Origin of the sequence: Natrialba sp. PRR66 (assembly GCF_034808065.1) — an archaeon.
In the GTDB taxonomy this organism is placed as follows: Archaea; Halobacteriota; Halobacteria; order Halobacteriales; family Natrialbaceae; genus Natrialba; species Natrialba aegyptia.
Map to the genome: position 1 here is coordinate 145,021 of NZ_JAXHGN010000005.1, position 24,673 is coordinate 169,693.

Here is a 24,673-nt window from a genome sequence, read left to right on the forward strand (position 1 = left end):
TATCACAAGTTCCTTCGACGTTCCATCCGTAGACGCCCCATGGCACAGGACGTATTAGATGAGACTGACCGCGGCATTCTGTATCTGCTCCAGCAGAACGCACGGGAGGCGACGGCAGCTGAAATCGCTGAAGCAGTCGGGGTCTCTGCGGGGACCGTTCGAAATCGAATCGATCGACTCGAAGAACAGGGGGTTCTCGAGGGGTATATTCCGGATATCGATTACGAAACGGCGGGCTTCGAGCTCCACATTTTGTTTACGTGCACGTCCGAAACCCAGCCGACGACCGAGTTCGTTGAGGAGGTGCTCGATCAGCATGGAGTCGTAACTGTTCGCAAACTGCTTGCCGGAGACCAAAACCTCCACGTTGAGGCCGTTGGGACAAGTACAGGTGATATCTCTCAGATTGCAAAGACGCTACAAGAGTGCGGGCTCGATATCAGCCGATCGGAGGTTCTCGAGGCGGAGTTTCGCCAACCGTTCAATCACTTTGGACAGAAGCTTGCGGACAAGAAGTGAGACGCGATGTCTGTACCGGCACTATCTCTTCGTCGCGTTGCTTTCGACGGTCTTGTCTAACAGACCTATTTGATCCTTTCCTTCGAAAAGCGCAGTAATAATCACTTCAGGACAGGCTATCGAGAATGCTGGGATCATTCTTATGGCCGTCGAGTTCTGGTATCCAGCTATGGCATCCCGTCCTGAGACTCATCCCCCAGAGACAGACGAACTCTGTACGAAAATCGTCGAGGCGGTCGCCGAACGGAAACAGTGTGATGCGACCGAGTTGCCGCCGCTGTACGAGACCATCGATCCCGCTGCGATCACTGGTCTCTTCGGATCGACACCGACACACTCACGCCCCACCGGACGGCTCACGTTCGAATACTGCGAGTACCGCGTCGCGGTCGATGCGGGAGGCTCGGTTTCGATCACCTCGTATGGGTGACCTGCCTGTCGGTGTCGGGGCCGTGGCTGTTTTCTCGCTTCCGCGTGGTCGTTCACTCAGAAATATCCCCCTCGTCCATCGCTCGCGTTTCCGAGGCGACGAATTTTGCGAGTTTTCGTTTCGTATGGGCTGAGACGAGATGCTCCTCGAGTTCTTGCTCTTGCACCGGAGATTCACGGCACAGTGGACATTCGATGGGCGTTCTGGACGCCATAGAATAGACACGGTCGTCTACAGGAAAAGCGTTCGCCGGTAGTGTGGATCGAGTAATTTAATCAGTCACTGCTCGTATTGAGAGGAACTGATGACAGTCGTACTCGCTGGGATCGGGGCCGACAGCACGAATCTCGGTGCACTTGGGCCGCTGTACGACGATGGCCGCTTCGAATACGTTCCGATTCCGGAGAAGACCCGTAAAACGAGCGAGACAGCGACGCTTGGATCGTGGACCCTCCGCTACGATGATCGGGCCGCCGCAGACCTGACGACTCGGATCGAGCCACAACCGATCCGAAACGGTGTTGACTCGGTCTCTGGCGCTGCACTTGCGGAGTGGCCGCTGCACCGTGATCCGAACTTCGAGGCGCTAACCTACGGTGAACATCGATCCAACGGCTACGTCTCCCGTCTTCGATCGCTCGAACCGGGCGATATCGTCGGCTTCTACGCCGGCCTCCGCCGCCCGGAGGGAGATCGCGCACACCGGTACTTGATCGGATACGTCACCGTCGATAGCGTCGCCGTTATCACCCCCGAAATGTGCGAGACGGATCGCGAGGCGATTCTCGCAGCCAACCCGGAGAACGCACACGTAAAACGCGCACGGGAACGAGACGGTGAACTCTATCGGCAGGACAAACCGGTTGTGATCGTCGCCGGCCGCGAACCAGGTGGTCTCTTCGACCGCTATCCCATCCGTCTCAGCGAGTACTACGTCAAACCGGGCAACGTACAAGCACAGTATTATCTTCGTGAGGAAATCGAAACGGAATGGAACGTCCGCGCGGGCGGGCAGAACATGCTCTTCAAGCCGGCCTACCGATGTGAACTCTCGAGCGAGGCGTTCCGGAACCTGGTTGGCCCCCGTACTGATCGAACGCCAGCCGACGCGATGGATGACAGTTCGGCCAGTACGCAACCCGACAGCGGCCGGTGAGCGACTCATGTGAGGATCGGTCAGTTTCTTGTAGTACTTGACCGACAACCCAGACGTGACCGCCGATAACTCCCGTTCCCGTCACGACCGCATTCGACGCCACCCCACGCCCGGTGTTCGGAACTCGCTCGCTCACTGGACGAGCGCAAAGCACCCGCTTCGGGTTGCGCTCAACTACCTCTTCGTCTGGTTCGCTCGCATTTCTCCGAGCCTCCGCCTGCGGCGCTGGTGCTTGCGCCGACTCGGCGTTACCGTCGGACCCGGTGTTTCCTGGGGTCTCGAGGCGACCCCTGATGTCTTCTGGCCGGAACTGATCACGATGGAGAAACACGCAATCGTCGGCTACGACGCAACGCTGCTCTGTCACGAGTTCTTGCAGGACGAGTATCGGACGGGTGAGATCGTCGTCGGCGAGCGAGCAATGATCGGTGCCGGGGCGATCGTGTTGCCGGGCGTCGAGATCGGTGCGGGTGCAAGCGTCGCGGCGAACTCGTTGGTGACGAGGGATGTCGAACCGGGGACCACCGTCGCGGGTGTACCGGCGCGGAAGATGGGAGGTGAGAGTGAGAGTGAGAGCCAGGGTGAGACTCAGAGTCAGAGCCAGAGTTGGAGTCAGGGTCAGACAGAGTGCACGGCAGACCAAAAGCGAACGGAGTGGGGACAAACGGGTGGTGTGGACGGAGATCACGGAAACGGCGATGGATCCGGAGACGCCGAAGAGAACGATGAATCAAGCAACACGTAATCGGCCGTATCGAGTTCGGCGCGGGCGGTGATGTGTGCTGGGTAGCGGGTGACGGGTAGCGGGTGACGGGTAGCGAGTGACGGGTAGCGGGTGACGGGTAGCGAGTGACGGGTAGCGGGTGACGGGTAGCGAGTGACGGGTTGCGAGTAGCGAGTGTTCGTCGCCTACAGCGCCGACCAGGATTTGCGGGCTTCGTTCCAGGAGGTGATATCGGCGATCCAGCGGGCAGCGATCATCTTCTTCAGGTTCTTTGCGGGGACGCCACCGAAGGTGTCGACGGGCAGTGAGATACCAAGGGCCGGTTTGACTTTGTGAGCGACTGCCTTCTCGCCGACGGAGATGACAGTACCCTTGTCGTCGTATTCCCAGGTTTTGAGCGGGCGGTTTTCGATCGCTCGGGAGATGTTTTCGCCGACGATCTCGGCGGCCTGCCAGGCGGCCTGTGCGGTCGGCGGCGCGGGCTGGTCGCCTTGGTCGATGAGCGCCGAGTCACCGATCGCGAAGACGTTGTCGACGGAGGTCTGGAAGTTCGCCGCAACGTTGACGCGGTTGTGTTCCTTTTCGAGTGCAGCGTCGTCGAGTGCGTCGCGGCCGGTAATGCCGCCGGTCCAGATGAGTACGTCGTGGTCGAGTGGCTCGCCTTCGTCGAACTCGATGACCTCGTCGGTCGCTTCGGTAATCGGGTCGTCCGTGTGGATGCGAACGCCGGCGTCTTCGAGAAGGTCCCGGAGGGCCTGCTGGATTTCCGGGTCGTTACCGGGGAAGATTTCGTCGAGCGCTTCGACGAGGTGGATTTCGATCGGTGCGCGGTGGGCATCGCGGAACTCGGCGATTTCGCCGGCGGTCTGGATGCCGGAAAGTCCGGCACCGCCGACGACGATCTGTGCGGGTTCGCCGCGGGTGGCGTCCTGGCTTGCTTCTTTGACGGCGTCGTGGATTTCCAGGGCGTCGTCAAGGCTTTTCAGCGTGAGTGAGTGTTCCTCAAGCCCGGGGATGCCGTAGTAGGCGGTCTGGCTGCCGAGCGCAACGAGGACGTAGTCGTATTCGACGGGATCGCTATCCGCGAGTTCGACGAGTTGGTCGTCAGTATCCAGGCCGACGACTTCGTCCTGAATGAATCGGGTCGACGGATCGGCAACCTGGGTAACGGGGAACGTGATGTCAGATTGCACGTCCGGGTCACGGATCACGCGATGGGACTCGTGTAAGACGAGGTGGTAGTCGACATCAGCGATCCAGGTCAATCGTGCGTTGCCGCCGAGTTCCGACTGGAGCTTGCTGATCGCGCCGGTACCAGCGTACCCGGCACCGAGCACGACGACGTTTTCAGTCATACCTCACAGTCTGAAACACTACGATACAAAGGTGTTGGAACTCGTATCAGTGTGTTTCTCGTTGTCATGGTGTGGTGACGCAACCGTGCCGGCCGTGATGGTCGGTCCATCCCGAACTCGACGAGGGAGCTGTCGTCGACAGGTTTAGGGTTAGATGGATCTAAATCGGTGTACGATGATGCTGAGCGACGTGATGGAGGATTACCTCAAGGCGATCTATCAGCTCCAGGGCGAGCACGAGGAACGGATCAAGACCTCCGCGATCGCCGATGAACTCGAGGTCACGTCGCCGACCGTTACCAGCATGCTCGAGAAACTAGAGGAACGCGGGTTGGTCGACCGCGAGAAGTACCGCGGCGTCACGCTCACGGACGAAGGTGAAACTGTCGCCCTCGAAGTCGTCCGTCACCACCGCCTGCTCGAGGCCTACCTCACCGAACATCTCGACTACGATTGGTCCGAAGTTCACGCCGAGGCGGATCGTCTCGAACACCACATCAGCGAGGACTTCGAGGCCCGCGTTGCGGATGCCCTCGACGAACCGGAGGTCGATCCACACGGCTCGCCGATTCCGAGTGCCGATCTCGAACCACCCGACCGCTCGGCGGGCAAGTCAGTTACCGAGTTCGCCGAGGGCGATGTCGTCGTCGTCGAAGAAGTCGCCGACCACGACCCGGAAGTCCTGTCGTATCTCGCCACTCACGGCGTCGAACCCGGCGTCGAACTCGAGATTCTCGAAGTCGCTCCATTCGGAATGGTTACCGCACGGTCGAGCGAGACCGTCGACGACGTTTCGTTACCGGAGGGTGTCGCCCATCACGTCCGCGTTACATCCCTCCCGCAAGCGGAGTCATAACGACGAGCCTGCAGTCGAGTTAGTTCTCGATATCCTCCCGCACCCGTGCCCCTAATCGCTCACTCACAATTGGCTTGTGCGATTCTGCTCGTGTTCTCTTCGCCACGAATCCGCTGCCGCAGTTGTGCGGATCTCTCATGTCCACTGTTCGGTCGTTTGAGATTATACTGGTATGTTTTCGCACGTCAAAATCGACTCAACGGCCGACCGTACCCGCCGGGTTTAAGGAATTCAACTACGAATAATCCGCTATGTCATCAATCGAGCTGACCCCCAGTCAGAAGAAAATCCTGCGTGCACTGACGAATCTCCACAAAGAATCCGAAGACGCCATCAAAGGCGAGGACATCGCCGAACAGGTAGACCGGAACCCGGGGACCATCCGCAACCAGATGCAGAGTCTCAAGGCGCTCCAGCTCGTCGAAGGTGTCCCCGGCCCCAAGGGCGGGTACAAGCCGACCGCCGCCGCCTTCGAAGCGCTCGAAATCCAGCAGATGGACGATCCGGCCTCCGTGCCGATCGAACACGAGGGCGAACCGATCACCGACGTCATCGTCGAAGAGATCGACCTCTCGAGCGTTCACCATCCTGAACTCTGTCGCGCGGAGATCCACCTGCAGGGCGCTATCAGCGGTATTCACGAGGACGACGCCGTTACCGTCGGCCCGACGCCGCTCTCGAAGCTCCTCATCGACGGCCGTGTCGACGGCAAAGACGACACGAACAACATCCTCATTCTGCGTATCGAAGACATGGTTGCTCCCGCCGAAGAAGCCGCACACTGAGGGGTCACAGAACGAACTCGTTCTCTCATCTGCCGTTTTCTCGTTCCGCACAGCGACGCGACTGTTACTGTTACTCGAATGCGTCGGAGAGCCGACCGCATTCCGGTGAACGCGTCTTATCGGCCGGCCTCCCCTCAGTGAGCTTTCCATCCACTAATTTCGTCCGCCAATGCCACGTGTGCGAACGTGAATCCGAGTAAAGCTAGCATGAAACCACCGACGGCGCTGGTTACGTGTTCGCTCGGAACGTCGACTCGCTGTCCAGTGATCAGCACCGCGACGGCGAAGAGAACGATCGCAATCGCTCGTCCAGTTGCGCCGATTTCTCGAAACCAGGTTCCAATACGTCTGCCAATCGGTGACGCAGCGACCGGGCCCAATGAAATGACACCGACGACGAACCCGATTGCCATCCTTCCCCAGTAAATCGTCTCTAGGGACGCTAGATTGACCGGGATCCACACCAGGACGAGACAGGCTACGAGCACGTCCGTCCACGTCGGTGTCCGGTCGGGGACCCATCTTTGCAGGACCACTGTCCGTCGAATACTGGACCGAACTGATATAGTTTCCGTTCGGAGCGACCGAGACTCGTACTGCCCATCTCGCGTACCGGTGCGGTACGCCGTATCGGGTCCGTACTGCACGCTCACGGGAATCTGCGACGAGTTCAGAACGATAAACAGCGGTCCCCAATCCCCAATCCAATCCAAACGCGGAATCAACAACCCGTCGGATGGGGATCAGTTCGACGCGTCCGCTTCAGCCGCCTCGGTTGCGTCGTCCGTCTTGCCCACTGACGCCGGAATCACGTCGACGCTTGCGACAGCATCGTCGGCCTCGACGTCCATCACGATCACGCCCATCGTGTTGCGGCCGACCTCCGAAATTTCGTCGACGCGCGTGCGGACGATCTGTCCCCGCTCGCTCATGAGCACGGCTTGGTCATCTTCCGACACCGCCTTCGCGGCTGTAACGGGTCCGTTTCGGTCCCCCGTCTTGATGTCGATCAGGCCCTTGCCGTACCGCGACTGGGTGCGATACTCCGACAACGGCGTCCGCTTGCCGTAGCCGTTGCGCGTGACGGTCAGCAGATCCTGCTCGTCGCCCTCGTCGGTCGCGACCAAGCCGGCAACGGCATCGTCGCCCTCGAGTTCAATGCCGTTGACGCCGCGGGCGTTGCGCCCCATCGACCGGACTTCGTCCTCGTCAAACCGGATCGTCATGCCGCCTTCGGTGGCGATGACGAGGTCCTGGCTGCCGTTGGTCACCTCGACGTCGACGAGTTCGTCGCCCTCCTGCAGGTCAGCTGCGATGATCCCGGTCGAGCGGATGTTATCGAACTCGGAGCCGGCGGTCCGCTTGACGTAGCCGTGCCGGGTCGCCATCGTGACGAACTCGTCGTCGCCGAAGGCGTCGGTATCGACGATCGCCGTGATGTCCTCGCCCTGGTCGAGATCGAGAATATTGACCGCCGATTTTCCGCGTGCGGTGCGGCCCATCTCGGGGATTTCGTAGGTTTTGAGCTGGTAGACTTTGCCCTGATTCGTAAAGCAGAGCAGGTAGTCGTGGGTGTTTGCGCGGAAGACCGTCGACACGCGGTCGTCCTCTTTGACATCCGCGCCGATGATCCCTTTGCCGCCTCGACCCTGGGGGTCGAAGGTCTCGATCGGCATCCGCTTGACGTAGTCGTCTTCGGTCATGACGACGACGACCTCTTCTTCGGGGATGAGGTCCTCGTGGGTAACTGTGCCCTGGTCCTCGATGATCGAGGTGCGCCGATCGTCGCCGTACTCGGCTTTGATCTCGCGGAGTTCGTCTTTGATGACGCCCAGCAATTCAGACTCGCTCTCGAGGATCGTCGTCAGGCGTTCGATCTCGGCTTGCACGTCTTCGTACTCGTCCTCGATCTCGGCGGCTTCCATCGAGGTGAGACTGCCGAGTTGCATCCGAACGATGTGGGTCGCCTGCTCTTCGGAGAACTCGTAGGCCTCCCGAAGCGCCGCCTTCGCGTCGTCGCGCGTCTCGCTGTTTCTGATCAGGTCGACGACATCCTCGGCGTTTTCGACTGCCGTCAGCCGTCCGTCGAGGATGTGGGCGCGCTCCTCGGCTTCGGCGAGGTCGTACTCGCTGCGTCGGCGCACGACTTCGCGGCGGTGGGCGATGTACTCCTCTAAGGTTTCCTTGAGCGAGAGTACCTGTGGCTGGCCGTCGACCAGTGCGAGGTTGATAACGCCGAAGGTCTTCTCCAAGTGGTTCTCGAGGAGTTTGTTCTTGACGACGTCGACGTTCGCGCCGCGGTTGCACTCGACGACGATGCGGACGCCGTCGCGGTCGGACTCGTCGCGCAGGTCCGAAATCCCCTCGATATCGCCCTCGTTGACGTCCTCAGCGATGCGCTCGACGAGGCGGGCCTTGTTGGTCTGGAAGGGGAGTTCGGTGATGACGATGCGCTCGCGGCCCGACTGCCACTCCTCGACTTCGAACTCGGCCCGGACGCGGATGCGCCCGCGGCCGGTCTTGTAGGCGGAGTAGATGGCGTCGCGGCCGACGATATTCGCCCCGGTCGGGAAGTCCGGCCCCTTCACGTGGTCCATCAGGTCCTCGACCGTCGCCTCGGGGTCGTCGATCAACTCGATCGTCGCGTCGATGACCTCCCCGAGGTTGTGCGGCGGGATATTCGTCGACATCCCGACGGCGATCCCCGAGGAACCGTTGACCAGGAGGTTCGGAAACGCCGAGGGCAACACCTCGGGCTCTTGCAGGCGGTCGTCGTAGTTCGCGGAGAAGTCGACCGTGTCCTTATCGATATCGGCAAGTAGCTCCTCGGAAATCGGGGACATCCGCGCCTCGGTGTATCGCTGAGCGGCCGGCGGATCGCCGTCCATCGAGCCGAAGTTGCCCTGGCCGTCGACTAACGGGTAGCGCATCGAGAAGTCCTGGGACATCCGGACCATCGCGTCATAGATCGGGCTGTCGCCGTGTGGGTGGTAGTCACCCATCGTCTCCCCGACGATCGAGGAAGACTTGCGGTGGGAAGAACCCGAGGTGACGCCCATTTCGTGCATCGCGTACAAGATGCGCCGGTGGACGGGCTTGAGACCGTCCTCGACGCGCGGGAGCGCACGACCTGCGATGACGGACATCGCGTAGTCGATGTAGCTCTGTTCCATCTCGTCTTCGATGCGGATGTTTTCGACCGAACGAGCCTCTACGTCTGTCGGATCGGGTACGTCTGAACTCATATCTCTCTCACCACTAGATGTCGATCCACTCTGCCTCCGGCGCGTTCTCCTTGATGAACTGCTTTCGCGGCTCGACCGCGTCGCCCATCAGCACCGAGAACATCTTGTCCGCTGCCGCGGCATCCTCGACCGTGATCTGCTTTAAGATGCGGTTGTCCGGATTCATCGTCGTCTCCCAGAGCTGTTCGGGATTCATCTCGCCGAGTCCCTTGAACCGCTGGACCTGCGAGGGATTGCCGTTGCACTTCTCTTCGACGATTTCGTCGCGTTCGGCGTCCGTCATCGCGTCGTAGGTCTCGCCGCGATAGCGGATGCGATAGAGCGGCGGCTGGGTCGCGTAGACGTATCCGCCCTCGAGCAGCGGCCGCATATGCCGGTAGAAGAACGTCAACAGGAGCGTCCGAATGTGCGCGCCGTCAACGTCGGCGTCCGTCGCCATGATGATCTTCTTGTAGCGGACGTCTTCGACGTTGAACTCGTCGCCGATCCCCGCGCCGATCCCGGTGATCATGTTCCGGATCTCGTCGTTCTCAAGTATCCGATCCAAGCGGTGTTTTTCCACGTTCAGTATCTTCCCTTTGATCGGAAGCACGGCCTGGAACTCCGGATTTCGCGCCTGTTTTGCACTGCCGCCGGCGGAATCACCCTCCGCGATGAACAACTCTGCCTTTTCCGGGTCTTTCGTCTGACAGTCCGCGAGTTTCCCCGGCAGGGATGTCGAATCGAGAGCGGATTTCCGACGCGTCAGCTCTTCTGCCTTCTGGGCTGCCTTCCGCGCCTTTGCGGCCTCGACGGCCTTCATCACGATTGCCTGGGCTGTATCGGGATGTTCCTCGAAGTACGTGCCGAGACCGTCGTGCATCGCGCCCTCGACGACGCCGCGAACCTCCGAGTTCCCCAGTTTCGTCTTCGTCTGGCCTTCGAACTGCGGATCGGGGTGTTTGACCGAAATAACGGCCGTCAGCCCCTCGCGGATGTCCTCGCCCTTGAGGTTCTCCTCTATGTCCGAGAGTAGATCGTTCTCGTTCGCGTAGTCGTTCACGACGCGCGTGAGCGCCGTCTTGAATCCGGTCAGGTGGGTCCCGCCCTCGCGCGTGTTGATGTTGTTCGCGAACGCGTGAATCGAACCCTGCAGCTCCTGGGTCGCCTGCATCGCCACCTCGACGCGGACGTTCTGGTCTTCGTCCTCGAAGTAGATCACGTCCTCGTGCATCGCCGACCGAGTCTCGTTCAGATACTCGACGAACTCGCGGATGCCACCCTGGTACTCGTACGTTTCCGCGAGTTCATCGCCGTCTTCGGTCGCGGACTCGCGCTCGTCGCGGAGCGTAATCTGGACGCCCGAGTTCAGGAAGGCGAGTTCGCGAAGCCGGTTCGACAGCGTCGAGAAGGCCATATCGGTCGTCTCGAAGATGTCGGTGTCCGGCCAGAACTGGATCGTCGTCCCGGTTGCCTCGCCGGGCTCCATGTCGCGGACGCGTTCCATGTCGCCGGCGGGTTCGCCGGTCTCGAACGTGTGTTCGTAGACACCCCCATCGCGTTTGACCTCGGTCTCGAGGCGAGCGGAGAGGGCGTTGACGACGCTCACGCCGACGCCGTGGAGGCCGCCGGAGACCTGGTAGGACTTGTTGTCGAACTTGCCGCCGGCGTGGAGGACGGTGAGAATCACCTCGAGTGCGGGGCGGTCGTACTCCTCGTGCGTGTCGACGGGGATTCCACGGCCGTCGTCCGCGACGCTGACCGAGCCGTCTTCGTGGATCGTGACGGTAATCTCGTCGCAGTACCCGGCCAGTGCCTCGTCGATCGAGTTGTCCACCACTTCGTAGACGAGATGGTGGAGGCCTCGAGAGTCGGTAGAACCGATGTACATTGCCGGCCGTTTTCGTACGGCTTCCAGGCCTTCGAGGACCTGGATCTGTCCGGCACCGTACTCGCTTTCCTGGGACATATAACTCTAAAACCTGCTTTCGCATAGCGGCCGGTCACTAATAAAACTCACGTACGCGCGCGAGCGCGACCGCCACGCACGGTTCGTCTCTGTCGGCGGAGCAGCTGTTTCCAGTCCCCAGTGTGGCGGTGTCACCGCTCCAGTGGCCCGATTCGAGTACGGTGAGTTGGTTGGCGGTGCGGTGTGTCTGACTGGTTCTGGGCTCGTTCTACGCGGGCCTGCAGCCGTGGGCAGCAGACTCTTTTCGACCACGGAGTGAGCCAGGTACGGACAATGACCAGACCAACCTGGGATGCAAGTGAGCACGAGCGGACCGCAAAACACGACGAGCGCGGCCGGAATGCTGACGCCGTCGCCGCTCGAGACGTGATCGAACACGAACCGAACTCGGAACGGCGAGGAACGTGGCTTTCGGCGAGTATCGTCCTCCTGGGAGCCATCGTGATCGGACAGGCAATCGCTGTCGACATTGTGCCGGGACAACGCTGGAACGCGTATCTCACCGGAACGGCGCTGATAGCCGCTGGAGGGTACAATTACGCTCGTCGGGCAGATAGAGACCTGGGAAGTACCGGTGTCGCCGCGCTGAGTACAATCGTCGGGGTCTGGCTCGTCGTATCGCCGTTCGTAATAGGTCTAGACGGCGGGCGCAGTGCAACGAACGAGTTCAGTGTGGCGGCCATGGTTGGCAGTGGACTCCTGGTGGTCGTGATCGGGAGCTATAGCACGGTTGTGACCCGCAAACGCCGCCGGAACGCCGAGATGCGCCGGACGGCAGTGTATGATCGGCGGGGACAGTGAGTTTGTGCGGTGGGTGCCACGCAGAATCGGTGGAGGCTGCGGTTGCCAACGGTTCGAGACGGCAAAACTGCGCAGTGTCGGTGGTTGACAGTGGTCTCGTGCGGGTACTGGTCAGCGGGACGGTCCCGATAAAAGTGGTAGTGGTAGTGACTGGTGAGCGAACGGTGTTACCCGTGGATTCCCATCGCTTCGATCTGTTCTTGGTACCGGTTGCGGATGGTGACTTCGGTCACCTGGGCTACGTCTGCGACCTCGCGCTGGGTCTTTTTTTCGTTACAGAGCAGTGACGCAGCGTAGATCGCGGCGGCAGCGTAGCCAGTCGGTGATTTCCCGGAAAGGAGTCCTTCTTCGGCCGTCTTCTCGATGATTTCGTTGGCCTTGGTCTGGACTTCTTCGGAGAGTTCGAGTTCAGAACAGAAGCGGGGGACGTATTTTTTCGGGTCGACGGGTCGCATCTCGAGGCCGAGTTCCTGCGAGATATAGCGATACGTGCGACCGATTTCCTTGCGTTCGACGCGTGAGACTTCCGAGATTTCTTCGAGACTGCGCGGGATTCCTTCCTTTCGACAGGCGGCATACAGCGCCGAGGTGGCGACGCCCTCGATCGATCGGCCGCGGATGAGGTCTTCTTTGAGTGCGCGTCGGTAGATGACCGAGGCGACTTCGCGGACCGATCGCGGGACACCCAGTGCGGACGCCATTCGATCGATTTCGCTGAGTGCGAACTGCAGATTTCGTTCGCCAGCGTCCTTGGTGCGGATCCGTTCTTGCCACTTGCGCAGCCGGTGCATCTGACTGCGCTTTTTGGATGAAATAGAGCGCCCGTAGGCGTCTTTGTCCTTCCAGTCGATCGTCGTCGTCAGTCCCTTGTCGTGCATCGTCTGGGTCGTCGGCGCACCGACGCGGGACTTCTCCTGTCGTTCCTGGTGGTTAAACGCCCGCCACTCAGGACCGGGATCGATTTTCTCCTCTTCCACGACGAGCCCACAATCCTCACAGATGAGCTCACCCCGGTCGGAGTCCTTTACGAGATTGTCCGATTCACACTCGGGGCAGGCACGTACCCCCTCCTGATCCTCGGTCTCGTCCGTCTCACGCGTTCGCTCCCGCTGGCGGGTGGACCGTGTCATCGCACTTTTATAGTAGTATCACGATAGTACATAAACCTTTGGTAATCTGTTTCGACTATTGACGGAAAACGCGGAATATCGACCGATATAGCGCGTCAGGACCGCAGTTTGTGATTTGAAACCGGAAAACCTTTATCCGGAACTGGCCGATCACAGGACCGAATGCCGGTTCTCGAGTGTGACGTCGACGCCGCGCGTGACCGCCTCACAGACGCCGGTGTCGCCGTCGAATCCGGAAATACGGATCACGAACGCTGGCGTGCGAGTCGCGGCGGCGCGACGGCCGTCGCCTACGACGACAAAATCGTCATCCAGGGCAGCGATCCGCGCGAACTCGAAGCCCTGCTCCGCGAGGGCGGTGGACGCGCCCACGTCTACTTCGACGGCGGCGCGCGCGGCAATCCCGGCCCCGCCGGAATCGGCTGGGTGATCGTCACGGGCGATGGTATCGTTGCCGAGGGCAGTAAACGAATCGGTCGTGCGACGAACAACCAGGCCGAATACGAGGCACTCATCGCCGCTCTCGAGGCCGCTCGCGACTACGGCTACGACGAACTCCACGTTCGCGGCGACTCCGAACTCATCGTCAAACAGGTCCGCGGCGAGTACAACACGAACGATCCGGACCTCCGCGAGAAACGCGTCACCGTCCACGAACTGCTGACCGCGTTCGACGAGTGGACCCTCGAACACGTCCCCCGCGAAGTCAACAGTCGCGCGGACGAACTCGCAAACGAAGCGCTCGATCAGGGCTGACTCGGTTTCGTCTCTCGATGGCCGCGCGTCGTACCTGACGGCGAATCGACGGCAAGGAGACCAGCAAGCGGAAAGTCCTCCGCCGCGAACGACTCGATATGAGCGATCCGAACGGAACTGAGCGCGATGAGGCGCTATCCCGGAGCGACGACACCGCCGCGGCTGACACCGATTCTGCCACAGCCGACACCGATCCCGCCACGGCGGAACCCAACGACGAACTCCCCGCCGATATCGTCGACGAGGCCGAACGCCTCACGCGACTCGCGCGCAAGACCCCCGACGAAAACGAGGCTACAGCCTACGAAAACCGACGCGCCGACCTGCTCGCCGACCACGGTTTCAGCGCGCGCGTTCGCGAGGAGGACGATGCGGTGCTCGTCTGCCACCCCGAGGAGTGGCACGACGACGATGCCGGCGTTATCAGGACCGATCGAATCGACGACCTCTCGCGCGCGATCGAAATCCCGCTCGAGGGGACCGGCGATCCGGACGACTGGGACGCGGTCGACGCGCAGAATCGTGACCTCGTCGCGCAGGTCCGAGCCGCCCACGGTGACACCCACGGCGAGAACGCACGCCTCCTCGCCGATTTCGCGGGCAACCACTACGCCAAGCCGATCCAGTCGCTGACAGCAGCTGAACTCGAGGAGTTCCTAGCAGAGTACGTCGTCCGCAACGCCTGGCCCTCGGACGCACAGCAGGCCGTTCTCTGGGAGTCAGTCGAATTGGCTTTCGAGACCGCTGGCGAGTCCGTGACGATCGATGGAGCCGTCTCGGATGACGCAAGCGGTGTGCAGGTGACGCGCGAGGAGAACTCGTAGGATTTGTCCGCCGCTTTCGGCGTTTTCGTCGTTCACCCACGTTGTAACTCGTCGCTGCTACCCGTCGCTTTCGTCGACGACAAAAGAGTTCAGTATCGAACGCGGTGGCGTTCAGTAGCTGCTCTCGATGATGTCGCGGATCTCGTCCGCGCGGTCGTCGCCGGTGACGACTTTCGAGAGCGTCCAGTTGATACCGTCGAGGACGGCCTCGTAGCCGTCGTCGGTCAGCGAGTACTGGTTGGTTCGCTTGTCGAGTTCGCTCTTTTCGACCAGCCCGAGGTCGACGAGCTCGTCGAGGTTGGGGTAGAGACGGCCGTGGTTGACTTCGGTGCCGTAGTAGTCCTCGAGTTCGCGCTTGATCGCCAGGCCGTACATCGGTTCCTTGGCGAGGATGACGAGGATGTTGTTCTGGAACGCCGTAAGTTCTCGTGCGATACTCTGTTCGCCGGTGATTGATTGTGCCTCTGACATACCTGTGCAAATGTCACCAGACTATTTAAGGCTTGCCAACTATTCGGCGATCCCGCCGGTTTCGGCGTGATTTAGGGGTTGGCGGCGAATGCGGATGGATCCACATCTGGTGCCCGTGTGTCGGCTGTCTGGCAACCGTCACGTAGAATGTGAAACGTGATTAGGAAAGTACTTTTTGATCCACCGTAGAGTGTGCGGTGCATGGTCAATCTCTGGGAAGACTTAGAGACCGGACCGAATCCGCCCGAAGAGATCTACGCCGTCGTCGAGTGTCTCAAGGGCGAGCGGAACAAGTACGAGTACGACAAGGACGTCCCGGGCGTCGTCCTGGACCGCGTGCTCCACAGCAACGTCCACTATCCCAGCGACTACGGTTTCATCCCGCAGTCGTACTACGACGACGAAGATCCGTTCGACGTGCTCGTGCTCGTCGAGGATCAGACGTTCCCCGGCTGCGTCATCGAAGCGCGCCCCGTCGCGCTGATGAAGATGGACGACGACGGCGAGCAGGACGACAAGGTCATCGCCGTCCCCACCGAGGACCCGCGCTACGATCACATCGAGGATCTCGACGATATCCCGCAGCAGCAACTCGACGAAATCGACGAGTTCTTCTCGACCTACAAGAACCTGGAGGCGGGCAAGGAAGTCGAGACGCAGGGCTGGGAGGACAAACAGGCCGCCTACGACGCGATCGAACACGCACAGGACCTCTACGAAGAGCACTTCGAGTAAGCGTTCTCGGAGCGGCGGCGTTCACACCTCACCATCTCTTTGTCGGGCGTCGATTCATCCGAGTTATGCGACGCTAACCGACTCATGCATTATGAGCATGGGTAATTTTAACCGGGTATAGGTCGTAGGTCGAATCGTCATGGCAGCAACGAACCCGTCCCCGCGCGAGTCAGTGCCGGCCGACGATCAGTCCAGTGCCGGCGTCGGAATGCGCCACCTGACGGTGGTTCCGACGAACTTCGAACCCGAGCCGGCCGACCGCGACGACGAGCACTGATCGTGGATCCGCAGTTACCTGGTCCCCGCTCGGCCCCGCTCGTTCTATCCGCTCCACTCGCCCCCATCAACCGGCATTTTTCTCCCGGTAGCGTCGGCTGCAGATGAGAGGAGGTGCGACGAAATCCGTGCAGGAGCTATCCCCCTTCTCAAAAGAGTGTCTCGAAACGAACCTTCTTGTATGCGGTCGAACTACGTCCGTCTATGGGTCTCTTCGATCGACTGCGGGGCGACGAATCCCCCCGTGTCGCCTTTATCGGAATCGACGGTGTGCCGTATAGTCTCCTCTCGGAGAACGAGGACCTGTTCCCCAACATGGCCGAACTCGCGGCCGACGGCACCGCAAGCGAGATCTCGAGCATCGTGCCGCCCGAATCGAGCGCCTGCTGGCCGTCGCTCACGACCGGCGTCAATCCCGGCGAAACGGGCGTCTACGGCTTTCAAGATCGCGAAGTCGGGACCTATGACACCTACGTTCCGATGGGCAGCGAAGTCCAGGCCACCCGCGTCTGGGACCGCGTCCAGGAGGACGGACGCAAGGCGACCGTCATGAACGTCCCCGTCACGTTCCCGCCACAGCGCAACGTCCAGCGGATGGTCTCCGGATTCCTCTCGCCGGGCCTCGAAAAGGCCGCCTACCCCGACGACGTGCGTGACTATCTCGACTCGCTCGACTACCGGATCGACGTCAACCCGAAACTGGGCCACGACGAGGACAAAGAAGCGTTCATCGAGGACGCCCACGAGACGATCGACGCCCGATTCGAGGCGTTCAAACACTACTTCGAGGAGGACGACTGGGACCTCTTCTTCGGCGTCTTCATGACGACCGACCGAGTCAACCACTTCCTCTTCAAAGACTACGAGCGCGACGGCCAGTACAAAGACGAGTTCATCGAGTTCTACCAGACGGTCGACGACTACATCGGTCGCCTGCGCGAGACGCTGCCGGAGGACGTGACCCTCATCGTCGCCTCGGACCACGGCTTTACCAGCCTCGACTACGAGGTCCACTTCAACGAGTGGCTTCGGGAGAACGGCTGGCTCTCCTTCAACACCGACGAGCCGGAAGAGCTGGGCGATATCGCCGACGAAACGAGAGCCTACTCGTTCATCCCCGGCCGGTTCTACATCAATCTCGAGGGCCGCGAGCCCCGCGGCTCGGTCCCCGAAGACGAGTACGATGCGGTCCGCGACGAGTTGAAAGCCGAACTCGAGGCGCTCGAGGGGCCCGAGGGACGGCCGGTCGTCGACCGCGTCGTCGAGAAGGAAGACGCCTTCCGCGGCGACCACGACGACATCGCGCCGGATCTGGTCGCGATCCCGAGCAACGGGTTCGACCTGAAGTCCGGGTTCAAAGCGGATTCGGAAGTGTTCACGACCGGGCCGCGAAACGGCATGCACAACTTCGACGATACCTCGCTGTACATCGACGATCCGGACGCCTCCATCGGCGACGCCGACCTCTTCGATATCGCGCCGACCATTCTCGATCTGATGGACGTCGAGTTCAATCGGAGCGAGTTCGACGGCGCGAGTTTGCTGTAGTTTCGCGCGACATCGATTGCTCGCAGGTCGCCGGGAACGATCGAAGTCGCACCTGTTTTCTGCACCAGGGCCCGTCGCTCGGGTATGACCGGCGATTCGGACGCGATGGACGAGATAGACGAGACGGACGACGACGCCGACAAATACACCGAAGTCATTCACGCAACGGGGCACGAACACGTCAGCGCCGCCCACGCGAGTACCTTCGAGATAACGACCGACGACTACCTGACCCCCGCGGGCGACTGCATCCTCGCAATCGACGCCGACCGCGCGCCCGCGGACTTCGATCCCGAGTTCGTCGCCGCGTGCCGGGACGCGGACGCGACGATTACCGTCACCGTCGAGGTCGACGGCCACCGCGAGTCGGTCACGGGCCGCGGCCATCCCAACCTCGAGTTCACCAACGAGCGCAGCGCGGTCGGGCGGACCAGCGACTACGTCGACGATCGAACGATCGTGGTCGGGGCTTCGTTCGCCGCCGAGGGATTCGATCGTGAACTCGTCGCGGCGCTTGCTTCGGGTGCCGAGACGACGGTGACGCTGACGGTCGAGTAGCGACTCGGCAGACGGCCAGAACACCAATATGGGAGAGCACTCATCGATCAGTATGTCACAACGCGTTATCTGTCCGTACTGCGAGACGAAAGTCGGTGTTGACATCAAGCGCACGGTCCTTCGAACGCGCGAACGGACCGGTTCGCTGGCCGACGGCTACGATCGGTCGGCGACGTGTGGCGAGTGCGGGGAGAAATTCGCCTGCAAGGTCGAAGATCCGCTTAGCCACTGATCTGTGCTGCGTTCCGTGTTGCAGTCCAGGAGAGAAAGACCGATAGTCATTGCTCGCTGAAACTGATCTATGAGCGACGAGTCGACTCCGAACCCGGACCCGGAGCCAGCCGTCAATATCAGCGGCGGAACGACAGGCGGTGGCGTCGCCGCCGAGTTCAACCCTGCAAGCGCGGATACCCGTGCAGAATGCGTCGTCGATCGGCTCGGCGAACGATACTGGCAGAAGACCTACGGCGGGCAGGATGCCTTTCCCTGTCTCGTCCGCACCATCCTGAGTCAGAACACGAGCGACAAGGCAAGCCAACCCGCTCATGACGCCCTGATCGACCGCTACGGCGGTTCCGATGTCGATCTCGCCGCTGAACTCGCCGCTGCGGAGCAGTCGCAACTCGCCGAAACGATCAGTTCCGCCGGGCTCTACAACCAGAAATCCGAGATGATAATCGGTGCCGCCGAGTGGGTTTGTGACGAGTTCGGCTCGGCGGCTGCGTTCGACGCCTTCGTCGCGGACGAAGCGCCCGGTGAGGTCCGCGAGACGCTGCTCGACGTTCGCGGTGTCGGCCCGAAGACGGCCGACTGCGTGTTGCTCTTCGCTGGCGGTCGCGGCGGCGTCTTCCCGGTCGATACCCACGTGCACCGGATCTATCGGCGGCTGGGGATCGCGCCGCCGGACGCGGATCACGAGGACGTGCGCGAGGTGGTAGAAGACGAGGTGCCGACCGCGAAGTGCGGGTTCGGCCACACCGCGACGATCCAGTTCGGTCGGGAGTTCTGTACGGCGCGGAAGCCGGCCTGTCTCGACGATCCGGAGGCGTGTCCGATGGCCGATATCTGCGATCAGGTCGGCGTTTACCCCGCAACCGGCGAGGTTATTGACCCGGCGGAAACGATTGAGTGAGACGACGAGCGTCACCGAGGTGACGAACTATCGTCGGATACGCGTGGAGTACATCGCTGTAACCGACGAGTACGTCTTTCATCCTTCGAACCGTCTTGTCGGACATGGCCCGATCGTTCGCGCTCCTGAAAACCGCCGTCTTCACCGCTATCGTTCCGGGTACCGTCGCCGGACTGATCCCGTGGCTGCTCGGCCGGCACGACCTCGAATATCAGGCCTTCGACTCGCCTCTCGTACAGCGGCTCGGCCGACTCTCGCTCGTCAGCGGCGCACTCTTGTACTGTCACACCGCGTTTCGGTTCGCGGACGAAGACGGGACGCCCTCGCCGCGCGACGAACCGGCCGAACTCGTCACTGGCGGCGTCTACGCCTACACCCGTAATCCGATGTACATCGGCGTCGTGCTAGTCGTCCTCGGCCAGGCGGTCCGCTTCCGGTCGGCGCTCGTTCTCTGGTGGGCCGTCGGTTGTGCGCTTGGCTTCCAGAGACGGATCGTCACCTACGAGGAGCCGAACCTGGCGGCGAAACACGGCGAGGCATACGCCGAGTACGCGGCGCGGGTTCCGCGCTGGCTTCCACGAGTTCAGCGCACGGACGGGTGAGCGATTCTGTTCGGAGCTGCAGTCCGTATAACTGAGATGTTTTTCGGACATCACAACGGTTTTATGTCGCAACCGGGGTAGAACCGGGGCACCAATGGCTGCAGGCCCAGAACGGGATGCAGAGACCAGTAAAACAAAGTCAGCGATTGAGTCGAGAACTGAATCTGTGGGCAAATCGACATCGAGACGCCGGCTACTGTCCGCAACGGCAGTGGGATCCGTTACCGCACTCGCCGGATGTGCCAAATTGCTCGGGCACGGAGATCCATTGCGCGTGAGTATCTGGAGCGGAAATTATGCGGATCGCTTCGAAGAGGGCGTCGTCGGACGGTACGAAGACGAGTTCGAAACGCCGATCGAGATCTATCCCGGCTGGAGCAACATCCTTACGGATATCCAGACGGCACCAGCGGACGACCCGCCGTTCGACGTGACCGTCGCCGAGGGAAATTTCTACTACTATGGTCGCCAGGACGATCTCTTCGAACCGATCCGGACGGAGAACGTTCCCAACGCCGAGGAGATCATCGACTTCTATCGGGAGATGCGCAACACGGAGTACGGGCTGCCGGTCGACGGCGCACCCTGTACGATCATCCATCGGGAGGATGCGGATATCGATCCCGAAACCTGGGGCGACCTCTCGTCAACCGCCATCGAATCGAGTTCGGGGATCGGCGTCGATACCGGGTTCTGGTGGTATCCCCTCTACGCTGCGGCGATCGGCATGGACGAGGAAGACGGCGCCGGGGAGATGCACGATACGGCGTACCACGAGGATGTGCTCACCCAGGTCGCAGACTGGAACGTCCAGAGCTGGGCGAGTTCGGGCGAGGACATCTGGCAAGCGTTTGAGAACGGCGTCATCGATGCGGCCCAGTGGTACTACGACCAGACGGCCTACGACATCGAGGACTACGACGGGCTGACTCACACGATGCCGGAGCAGACGACGGGCTGGCTCAACAACTGGTGTGTCGTCCGCGGAACCGACAAGCGAGACGAGGCCGAGCAGTTCATCAATTTCCTGCTCGACGCCGACGTGCAGTCGTCGTGGTCCGAGAGCCACCCTATGGTGTTTAGCAACGAGAACATCGAGTACGCCAGGGGGCTGGAAGAAGACCTTCCGACGACGACCGAGGAAGCACAGAACATCGCGTTCCCCGATTGGGAGTTCCTCTCCGAACACAACGCGATCCTCTCCGACGAGTTCACGAGTATCCAACAGCGGTCCTGATTGCACCAGCGAAAGACCACACACGAGTGTCCGAGTTCTGAGTGAACACGATACCAATACGAATGTCAGAGATCACGCTACACGACCTCGAAAAGCAGTATGGCGAAACGACCGCCGTCGAAGACGTTTCGGTCGAGATTCGAGACGGCGAACTGTTGTGCCTGCTCGGCCCGAGCGGAAGCGGAAAGTCCACGACGCTCCGCATGATCGCCGGGCTCGAAACGCCGACGAGCGGCACCATCTCGATCGAGGCGGACGACGTTACCGACCAGCCAGCGTACGAACGCAACACCTCGACCGTCTTCCAGGACTGGGCGCTGTTCCCGCACAAGTCCGTCCTCGAGAACGTCGCGTTCGGACTGAAGATGCGCGGCATGTCGAAAGACGACCGGCAAAAACGAGCGCAGTCGATGCTCGAACGCGTCCAGATGGGCGGCTACGGCGATGACGACCCGACGAACCTGAGCGGCGGCCAGAAACAACGCGTCGCCCTCGCTCGCTCGCTCGCGGTCAATCCCGATGTCCTCTTGCTCGACGAGCCGCTGTCGAACCTCGACAAACGGCTCCGCGAGGACATGCAGATCGAACTTCGCGAGATCCACGAGGACTTAGAGGAAACGTTCGTCCACGTCACGCACGACCAGGACGAGGCGTTCACGCTCGCCGACCGAATCGGCATCATGAACGAAGGCGAACTCGTCCAGGTCGGCGACCCCGACGAGGTCTACGAGAACCCGAAGAACCGCTTTATCGAGGCCTTCCTCGGTGACACCAACTTCGTCGACGCCGTCGTCACGCGCACGAGTTCGGACGCCGTTCACGTCGATACCGAACTCGGTACTGAACTCGTCTTACCGACGGACGGCGGATCGGACGTCGACGAGGGGACCGAGCTCACGCTGTCGCTGCGTCCCGAAATCCTCTCGATCAACGGCGAGGGTCGCCCGGAGGCGGCCGGCAAACAGCCGGTCGCCACGGATGGAAGCGCACACAACGCCGTCACCGGCACGGTCGAAAACGTCATCTACCGCGGGTCGACCGTGCGCTACTCCGTCTCGATCAACGGATCGTCCATGTTCGCCGAACGAACCGACGCGAGCACCGGCGCTCACGCGTCCGGCGACGACATTCGACTCGAGTGGGACGGCGAGGACGTGCTCGCGTTCCGTGACGATGGCACACGCGTTACCCTATAACACCTGAGATACCAATGACTACTACGAACACGCGCGACCCGAGTTCACTCGACCGAATTCGAGATGCGGTCGTCGGCCAGTCGAACTCGCGGCGGGCGCTGGTGTTGATGGCACCGCTGATCGCGTTCGAATTACTGGTCTTCGTGATTCCGTTCTTCATCCTGCTGCGGATTAGCGTCGCATCCGGATCGGCTGATCTCCCCTACGAACCGGGGACGTGGTCGCTCGATGCGTATTCGTCGGTGATCGAGAACATCCTCTCGTTCGATCTCTTCTGGAGTATTCTCGTCTACTCGTTCGTCCTGGGCGGGGCCGTGACGATCGTAACCGTCGGTATCGCCCTGTTCTACGCGTACGCGATCTGGCGCTCGAACGGCCTCGTCAAGTCGCTCCTGTTGTTCTCGGTTATCCTGCCGTTGCTTACGACGTTGGTCATCCGGACCTACGCGTTCACGCCGCTGCTCTCGCCGACGGGCACGGTAAACGAGATTCTGCTCTCGTTGAACCTCGTCTCGGAACCGATTCAGTTCGTGCCGGGTGTAGTCGGTGTCGGGATCGGTCAACTCTACATCGTCCTTCCGTACGCTGTCCTGGCGATTTACAGCGTCATGGCGACGATCGACTGGGACATCGTCGAGGCGGCGCGCGACCTCGGCGCAAGTCGACCGCGGTCGGTGGTCGAAGTCGTCGTCCCCCAGGTGATGCCGGGCGTGATCGTCGCGACCGTCATTTCCTTCGCCTGGAGCGTCGGCTCGTACGCCGCGCCGGGGCTGCTCTCGGACAATTACACGTTCGCAATCTACATCGAGAGACTCCTCCTGACCGACCAGCGCTACCCCACCGCCGCCGCCTTTTCGGTCATCATGCTCGTCCTGATGCTCATCAGCACGGGCGTGCTCTTTGCGATCCTCAACCGCTTCGGAGGTGACTTCGACCTTGCATAGAGAAACCGTCGAAAACCGTGTGTTCCGAGCCAGCTACCTGGCGCTGCTAGTGTTTATGCTGTTGCCGCTGTTCGTCGTCGTCGTCACGTCGTTCTCGCAGGCGGGCCGACTCGCCTTCCCGCCCGAAAGCTACTCGCTCGCCTGGTACGGCGAGTTCTTCGAGAGCACACGCTGGCTCAGAGCCTTCACGAACAGTATTCTCATCGGCGTCGGGACGGCGCTGCTCGCGTCGCTTCTCGGCGTGACCGGGGCCTTCGGGCAGGAACTCGACACTGACGACTCCCTCGGGGCGATACTGCAACCGCTCGTGCTGATCCCGCTGTTGATCCCGCCGGTGGTCCTCGGCATCACGCTGTTGATGTACTTCAGCGAGGTCGGCCTGCGCGGCTCCTACGCGAGTATCATCCTGGCGCACACGCTCTGGGCGACGCCGCTCGTCTACTTCGTCATGCGATCGGTCTTTAGCCGGTTCGACTGGCAGCAACTCGATGCGGCCCACGACCTCGGTGCGGGACCGGTGCGCTCGTTCGTCCACGTCGTCCTGCCGAACGTGAAACACGGCATCCTCGTCGGCGCGCTGCTCGCGTTCATCATCAGCCTTCAGGAGTTCGTGATGGCGCTGTTCCTCTCGACGCCGAGCACGACGACGATTCCGGTGCTCGCCTGGACGCAGATCCGCCAGGCGCTCGATCCGATGGTGAGCGTCGTCTCGACGTTCCTCATCCTGATCTCGATCGGGGCGATCGTTCTCGCGGCGATCGCGACGAATCTGGAGTGGCTGTCGAAGCAACTGTCCTGAACTCGGCGTTTCCGAACGCAACAGCTGTTCTCCGCGTTTCTCTCGGCGCTTTCGAGACCGCGTGCTGTCGATAGGGATGAGGCGTCTGGTGACGAGTTACGAGTTCAGTGAAGCGCGTGCGAGTGCACCCGGGCGTCGCGTTTGCGGGCCGAGTTGTGCGGTGGTGTCGGTAGCTGTCGCCGTGGTTCCGATGGCTGTGGTGGTGATGGTGATGGTGATAGTGGTCGTCTCGAACACCCCCGCCAACTCGGCTGCCCGCCGCGACCCGAGTTCACCGACGCGGCTGGGACGTGGCTGAACTCGGTTCGCGAGGATCAGTCGGACCCGGATCGGTCGGGGTCCGGCGGGGCGACGCGACAGCCACAGGGGCCGGCGACGGCCTCGCCCGGACCGATCATGGAGGTCTGCGTGATGGGTGTCCCACAGCGGGGACAGCGCGGGAGGCTGACGGTCTCCGGATCGTCCGTCGTCCCGGTGTCGCCGCTTTGCGCATCGCTCGCGCCGGTGTCGTCGGTCATGCCGACCGGCACCTCGTTTCTCCCGTCCTCTCGACAGAACGCGTTGCTACTGATCGAATCGAACGATGCGTCAGTCGTGCGGGATGTTTATATCCCGTGAGAATGTACGCAAACATGGCTTCGAGCTG

General features: G+C 61.4%; 26 protein-coding genes. 20 read left to right on the top strand and 6 right to left on the bottom strand.

Features of this window, described 5'->3' with window-relative positions:
- Positions 1–39: 39 nt before the first annotated feature.
- From SM755_RS17730 to SM755_RS17745, 4 genes are all read left to right on the top strand, one after another.
- Positions 40–519, top strand: a complete 480-nt coding sequence (locus SM755_RS17730; RefSeq protein ID WP_323173819.1) for an Lrp/AsnC family transcriptional regulator — start codon at positions 40–42, stop codon at positions 517–519.
- Between the two features lie 169 nt (positions 520–688).
- Positions 689–949 (top strand): HalOD1 output domain-containing protein, encoded by a 261-nt coding sequence (locus tag SM755_RS17735; RefSeq protein WP_323173820.1) that lies wholly within the window; start codon positions 689–691, stop codon positions 947–949.
- A 304-nt stretch (positions 950–1,253) separates the two neighbouring features.
- Entirely contained in the window at positions 1,254–2,105 is an 852-nt protein-coding gene (locus SM755_RS17740; protein ID WP_323173821.1) for a hypothetical protein, read from the top strand.
- A gap of 37 nt (positions 2,106–2,142) precedes the next feature.
- The gene (locus tag SM755_RS17745) at positions 2,143–2,850 is read left to right on the top strand and encodes an acyltransferase (protein ID WP_323173822.1); all 708 of its coding nucleotides are present in this window, start codon (positions 2,143–2,145) and stop codon (positions 2,848–2,850) included.
- A 164-nt stretch (positions 2,851–3,014) separates the two neighbouring features.
- Here SM755_RS17745 and SM755_RS17750 read toward each other — a convergent pair whose 3' ends face one another.
- Positions 3,015–4,184, bottom strand: a complete 1,170-nt coding sequence (locus SM755_RS17750; RefSeq protein WP_323173823.1) for an NAD(P)/FAD-dependent oxidoreductase — start codon at positions 4,182–4,184, stop codon at positions 3,015–3,017.
- A gap of 175 nt (positions 4,185–4,359) precedes the next feature.
- Between SM755_RS17750 and SM755_RS17755 the strand changes: the two genes are divergently transcribed.
- Entirely contained in the window at positions 4,360–5,040 is a 681-nt protein-coding gene (locus tag SM755_RS17755; protein ID WP_323173824.1) for a metal-dependent transcriptional regulator, read from the top strand.
- A 251-nt stretch (positions 5,041–5,291) separates the two neighbouring features.
- Positions 5,292–5,825: an Rrf2 family transcriptional regulator gene (locus SM755_RS17760; RefSeq protein WP_323173825.1), complete on the top strand. Its 534-nt coding sequence runs from the start codon at positions 5,292–5,294 to the stop codon at positions 5,823–5,825.
- Positions 5,826–6,568: 743 nt separating this feature from the next.
- On the opposite strand, the gene gyrA is transcribed toward SM755_RS17760, so the two are convergent.
- Both gyrA and gyrB read right to left on the bottom strand, forming a co-directional pair.
- Entirely contained in the window at positions 6,569–9,070 is a 2,502-nt protein-coding gene (gene gyrA / locus SM755_RS17765) for a DNA gyrase subunit A (protein ID WP_323173826.1), read from the bottom strand.
- 13 nt (positions 9,071–9,083) lie between these two features.
- Entirely contained in the window at positions 9,084–11,018 is a 1,935-nt protein-coding gene (gyrB, locus tag SM755_RS17770) for a DNA topoisomerase (ATP-hydrolyzing) subunit B (protein WP_323173827.1), read from the bottom strand.
- A 273-nt stretch (positions 11,019–11,291) separates the two neighbouring features.
- On the opposite strand from gyrB, the gene SM755_RS17775 reads away from it, so the two are divergent.
- Positions 11,292–11,819 carry a hypothetical protein gene (locus tag SM755_RS17775; RefSeq protein ID WP_323173828.1) on the top strand — a complete coding sequence of 176 codons (528 nt, stop codon included), beginning with the start codon at positions 11,292–11,294 and terminating at the stop codon, positions 11,817–11,819.
- A gap of 167 nt (positions 11,820–11,986) precedes the next feature.
- Here SM755_RS17775 and SM755_RS17780 read toward each other — a convergent pair whose 3' ends face one another.
- Positions 11,987–12,949, bottom strand: a complete 963-nt coding sequence (locus tag SM755_RS17780; RefSeq protein ID WP_006108914.1) for a transcription initiation factor IIB family protein — start codon at positions 12,947–12,949, stop codon at positions 11,987–11,989.
- 162 nt (positions 12,950–13,111) lie between these two features.
- Between SM755_RS17780 and rnhA the strand changes: the two genes are divergently transcribed.
- Positions 13,112–13,705 (top strand): ribonuclease HI, encoded by a 594-nt coding sequence (gene rnhA, locus SM755_RS17785; RefSeq protein WP_323173829.1) that lies wholly within the window; start codon positions 13,112–13,114, stop codon positions 13,703–13,705.
- A gap of 98 nt (positions 13,706–13,803) precedes the next feature.
- On the top strand, positions 13,804–14,529 hold the full coding sequence (locus tag SM755_RS17790; protein ID WP_323173830.1) for a hypothetical protein: 726 nt from the start codon (positions 13,804–13,806) through the stop codon (positions 14,527–14,529).
- Positions 14,530–14,640: 111 nt separating this feature from the next.
- On the opposite strand, the gene SM755_RS17795 is transcribed toward SM755_RS17790, so the two are convergent.
- Positions 14,641–15,000, bottom strand: coding sequence for a PadR family transcriptional regulator (locus SM755_RS17795; RefSeq protein ID WP_006666616.1), 360 nt, complete (start codon positions 14,998–15,000; stop codon positions 14,641–14,643).
- Between the two features lie 201 nt (positions 15,001–15,201).
- Between SM755_RS17795 and SM755_RS17800 the strand changes: the two genes are divergently transcribed.
- The 11 genes from SM755_RS17800 to SM755_RS17850 all read left to right on the top strand — a co-directional run bounded on the left by SM755_RS17800 (position 15,202) and on the right by SM755_RS17850 (position 24,027).
- The gene (locus SM755_RS17800; RefSeq protein WP_323173831.1) at positions 15,202–15,735 is read left to right on the top strand and encodes an inorganic diphosphatase; all 534 of its coding nucleotides are present in this window, start codon (positions 15,202–15,204) and stop codon (positions 15,733–15,735) included.
- A gap of 139 nt (positions 15,736–15,874) precedes the next feature.
- Positions 15,875–16,012, top strand: a complete 138-nt coding sequence (locus SM755_RS17805; protein ID WP_006666614.1) for a hypothetical protein — start codon at positions 15,875–15,877, stop codon at positions 16,010–16,012.
- A gap of 203 nt (positions 16,013–16,215) precedes the next feature.
- Positions 16,216–17,559: an alkaline phosphatase family protein gene (locus tag SM755_RS17810; protein ID WP_323173832.1), complete on the top strand. Its 1,344-nt coding sequence runs from the start codon at positions 16,216–16,218 to the stop codon at positions 17,557–17,559.
- 105 nt (positions 17,560–17,664) lie between these two features.
- A complete protein-coding gene (locus SM755_RS17815) occupies positions 17,665–18,117 on the top strand; it encodes a DUF371 domain-containing protein (RefSeq protein WP_323174068.1) in 453 nt (150 codons plus the stop codon).
- 52 nt (positions 18,118–18,169) lie between these two features.
- Entirely contained in the window at positions 18,170–18,349 is a 180-nt protein-coding gene (locus SM755_RS17820) for a hypothetical protein (RefSeq protein ID WP_006666611.1), read from the top strand.
- A 69-nt stretch (positions 18,350–18,418) separates the two neighbouring features.
- Positions 18,419–19,249: an endonuclease III gene (nth, locus tag SM755_RS17825; protein WP_323173833.1), complete on the top strand. Its 831-nt coding sequence runs from the start codon at positions 18,419–18,421 to the stop codon at positions 19,247–19,249.
- Positions 19,250–19,353: 104 nt separating this feature from the next.
- A complete protein-coding gene (locus SM755_RS17830; RefSeq protein ID WP_323173834.1) occupies positions 19,354–19,851 on the top strand; it encodes an isoprenylcysteine carboxylmethyltransferase family protein in 498 nt (165 codons plus the stop codon).
- 94 nt (positions 19,852–19,945) lie between these two features.
- Positions 19,946–21,088, top strand: a complete 1,143-nt coding sequence (locus SM755_RS17835; RefSeq protein ID WP_323173835.1) for an extracellular solute-binding protein — start codon at positions 19,946–19,948, stop codon at positions 21,086–21,088.
- 62 nt (positions 21,089–21,150) lie between these two features.
- Positions 21,151–22,284, top strand: a complete 1,134-nt coding sequence (locus SM755_RS17840) for an ABC transporter ATP-binding protein (protein WP_323173836.1) — start codon at positions 21,151–21,153, stop codon at positions 22,282–22,284.
- 14 nt (positions 22,285–22,298) lie between these two features.
- Positions 22,299–23,228, top strand: coding sequence for an ABC transporter permease (locus tag SM755_RS17845; RefSeq protein WP_323173837.1), 930 nt, complete (start codon positions 22,299–22,301; stop codon positions 23,226–23,228).
- Entirely contained in the window at positions 23,221–24,027 is an 807-nt protein-coding gene (locus SM755_RS17850; RefSeq protein WP_323173838.1) for an ABC transporter permease, read from the top strand. The genes SM755_RS17845 and SM755_RS17850 overlap by 8 nt, the downstream gene beginning before the upstream one ends.
- Before the next feature lie 314 nt (positions 24,028–24,341).
- Here the strand turns inward: SM755_RS17850 and SM755_RS17855 are convergent, their stop codons facing one another.
- The gene (locus tag SM755_RS17855) at positions 24,342–24,545 is read right to left on the bottom strand and encodes a hypothetical protein (protein ID WP_323173839.1); all 204 of its coding nucleotides are present in this window, start codon (positions 24,543–24,545) and stop codon (positions 24,342–24,344) included.
- Between the last annotated feature and the right edge of the window lie 128 nt (positions 24,546–24,673).